The organism is Streptomyces sp. NPDC002309 (assembly GCF_053593375.1).
This window is the reverse complement of record NZ_JBSFCI010000101.1, coordinates 1-2,874: the sequence shown is the minus strand read 5'-3', so window position 1 is coordinate 2,874 and position 2,874 is coordinate 1. Positions and strand designations below refer to the sequence as shown.

General features: G+C 66.3%; 2 protein-coding genes and 1 pseudogene. 2 read left to right on the top strand and 1 reads right to left on the bottom strand.

The window, feature by feature from the left end; translation table 11 throughout:
• The first annotated feature begins 173 nt into the window (after positions 1 to 173).
• Positions 174 to 602, top strand: a complete 429-nt coding sequence (locus tag ACWCPM_RS34675; protein ID WP_450980240.1) for a DUF5959 family protein — start codon at positions 174 to 176, stop codon at positions 600 to 602.
• Here the strand turns inward: ACWCPM_RS34675 and ACWCPM_RS34670 are convergent.
• Positions 594 to 1,408, bottom strand: a protein-coding gene (locus tag ACWCPM_RS34670) for an IS5 family transposase (protein WP_450980239.1) whose coding sequence is annotated in 2 segments (ribosomal slippage) — positions 594 to 1,063 and positions 1,063 to 1,408 — 816 coding nt in all. Because the reading frame shifts where the segments join, the coding sequence is not laid out codon by codon here. The two genes, ACWCPM_RS34675 and ACWCPM_RS34670, sit on opposite strands and share 9 nt — an antisense overlap.
• Before the next feature lie 218 nt (positions 1,409 to 1,626).
• Here ACWCPM_RS34670 and ACWCPM_RS34665 point away from each other — a divergent pair.
• Positions 1,627 to 1,995: pseudogene (locus tag ACWCPM_RS34665) on the top strand (transposase); the annotation flags it as partial.
• Between the last annotated feature and the right edge of the window lie 879 nt (positions 1,996 to 2,874).

The window sequence follows — 2,874 nt, the reverse complement described above, 5'->3', positions numbered from 1 at the left end:
CAGCGCGCCAAGCGCCACGACGTCGGCAAGACCGTCAAGCGCGCCGAGTCGATCAAGAAACACCAAGCCCACCGAGGTTAAACGCCAAGGTTAGAACCCATAACGAAATGGGATGGCGGATGCGCCCCTGCCAGGGCGAGGATCTCTCGGTACTCGCCGATGAAGGGGCAGCTGTGGACGACATTGTTCCGAGAGAGCTCATCTCTCTTGCTGATGACGAGGGGAACAGCGTCACCGTCAACGTTCTGGGGCGTGATCCCAGGTGGTCCGCCGGACTGGAAGCCGAGATCGTGGTCAGGACGCCTTTCGTGTCCGGCCGTGTTGACTTGGCGCTATACGCCTCGAGACTGGAGAGCTGGGCGGATGCGCTGAACAGGCTCGATGCTGGCGAGGATGTTGCCTGGATGGAGATGAGCAGTGGGCCATCGATCTTCATCCAACTCACCGGCGAACGTGACTGTCCGGAGGTCGTTGTGGAGGACGAGTCGGGATCCATGGTCACCGTTCGGGTTCCGCTTGTGCCGCCGGACGACTGGATTGCTGACCACCAACAGCGTCTGCAGCAGGTGATGAAGCACTGGGTTCCGCTGCTGTCAGCGTAGGGAGGCAAGCCTCCGCCAGCAGATGAGCGCGCATCCAAGGGTGAGGAAAGCCTCGTGGATGTCGTCCCGAATCTCCCAGCGGATCCGCAGGCGGCGGAACCAGTGCAGGTGCGCGAACGCGCGTTCCACGAGCCAGCGTTGGGTTCCGAGGCCGGAGCCGTGCTCAGTGCCGCGGCGGGCGATGACCGGCTTCACGCCCAGGTCCCAGACGAGCCGGCGGTACTTGTCGTGGTCGTAACCGCGGTCCCCGAGTACGACGTCCGGGCGGCGGCGCGGTCGGCCGCGCCTGCCGCGCACGGGTGGTACTGCTTGGAGCAGTGGGATGAGCTGGGTGACGTCGTTGCGGTTGCCGCCGGTCAGGGTGACCGCGAGCGGGATGCCGGTGGCGTCGGTGATCAGGTGGTGCTTGCTGCCGCTTCTGCACCGGTCAACAGGGCTTCGTCCCGTCTTGGAGCCCCCTTTAGCGCGCGGATGTGGGAGCCGTCGACCGCGGCCCGGGAGAAGTCCAGAGCGTCCGCGCCACGGAGCTGGGCGAGAAGGACCTCGTGCAGCCAAGACCACACACCGACCTCGGTCCACTCTGCCAGGCGCCGCCAGCACGTCATCCCCGAACCGAAGCCGAGCTCCTGCGGCAGGTGTTGCCAGGCGATCCCGGTATGCAGCACGAACAGGATGCCCTGAAACACCAGTCGGTCCGGATGCCGCTTCCGCCCGGGATGGCGGACTCGGCGCTCCACCTTCGGCAGCAGCGGCTCGATCACCGCCCACAACTCGTCATCGACTTCCCACGGCTTCGGCCGAGCCACCCCGCACCCCCGGATCAACGGTCCCGGAGTGATCCAACCACCTCGAAGATCATTTCGTTAGGAGTTCTTAGACGAGAGATCAAGGTCCCGGAACTACCGAAGGTCTCCGCCCGGCAGGGCAAGGTGCGAGGTGGATCCAGTCCTGGAACGGAAGCAGCTTCCCGCCTCGCATGGCACCCCTTGCGCTTACGCGCTCGGGGCTACCGATGACCTATTGGAACTACCGGTACTCCACCAACCATCAGGTCGTCATCGACGCCGACACCCGCCTGGTCGTCGTGGTCGGCCGACCACTGCCCGGGAACCGCAACGACTGCAAGACGTGGGAGGAGTCCGGCGCCAAGGCCGCCGTCGGCAAGACCGTCACGATCGCTGGCGGTGGCTGTCCCGGCACCGGACTCGTCATCTCTCACCGCCGCGAGCGCGGCAAGGCCGAACTCCCGGACTGGAAAGAAGAGCACAACAAGTCCCACAAGCAGGTCCGCGCCCGCGTCGAGCATGTTTTCGCCCGTATGAAGACCTGGAAGATCCTCCGCGACTGCCGCCTCAAAGGCGACGGAGTCCACCACGCCATGCTCGGCATCGCCCTCGATGCCTGTGTCGGCAACGCGCTTGCGCAGGGGCCGCCCGACCGCGTCGAGTCGTTCGCGGCGGGGTCCGGCACCTCGGCCCGGAGGTTGATCCACAACGAGGGGACCCGGGACGCGTTGCTGCGGGAAACCCTGGGACGGACGCCGGCGTTGCCGGTTCGGCGATCCACGGCCCGGCGGTGTCCGGGACGGCCCGCCGCCAGGCCCTCGGCGCACACTCCTGATCTTGAGCCCGCCATTCGGATGCCGATATGGTCCAGGTTGCCGACAGGCACAACGCGCGACATTCAGAAACGGTCAGAAGGGATTCAGTACATGGACGACATCTTCGGAGAAATCATCGAGGAGATCGTGGAGGACACGGTTGAAGAGGTCGGCGGCGAGTTCGCCGAAGAGGTAGTCGAAGACGTCGTCGAAGGACTCTTCGGCTGACAGCGTCCCTGTCGCTCGCCTGGACGGGCGATCACCGCGTGCTGCCTGACCGCAGCCGCCGACGCCGACGCCATGCTGGCGCCACAGCGGGTACCCGGATCGCCTAGGACTGGGCCGGGGGTGCTGCGCGCCGCACATCCGGCGCGCAGCACCCAGAGTCTGGACATGCCGTCCTCCTGAGCGGGTTGCGCGGGCCGCTCGGCTGTCTGTTGCCCGCCCGCAGCGGTCTGTCCCAGGAGGCGTTCGATCTTCATCTCGCGGACGGGCGCCGGCGTTGAGTCACCTCCGCCCTCAATGCGGCCGACGCACGTGAAGGTCGCGTGCATCCCGCCCTCGGGCAGGGCGACCAGGTGTCGACGTACACCGGAATGTGCACAGGCTGGTACAGCTCAAAGTGCACCGTCTTGAGGAGAGGCCGCCCGTCATGCGGATGCCGGCACGGTG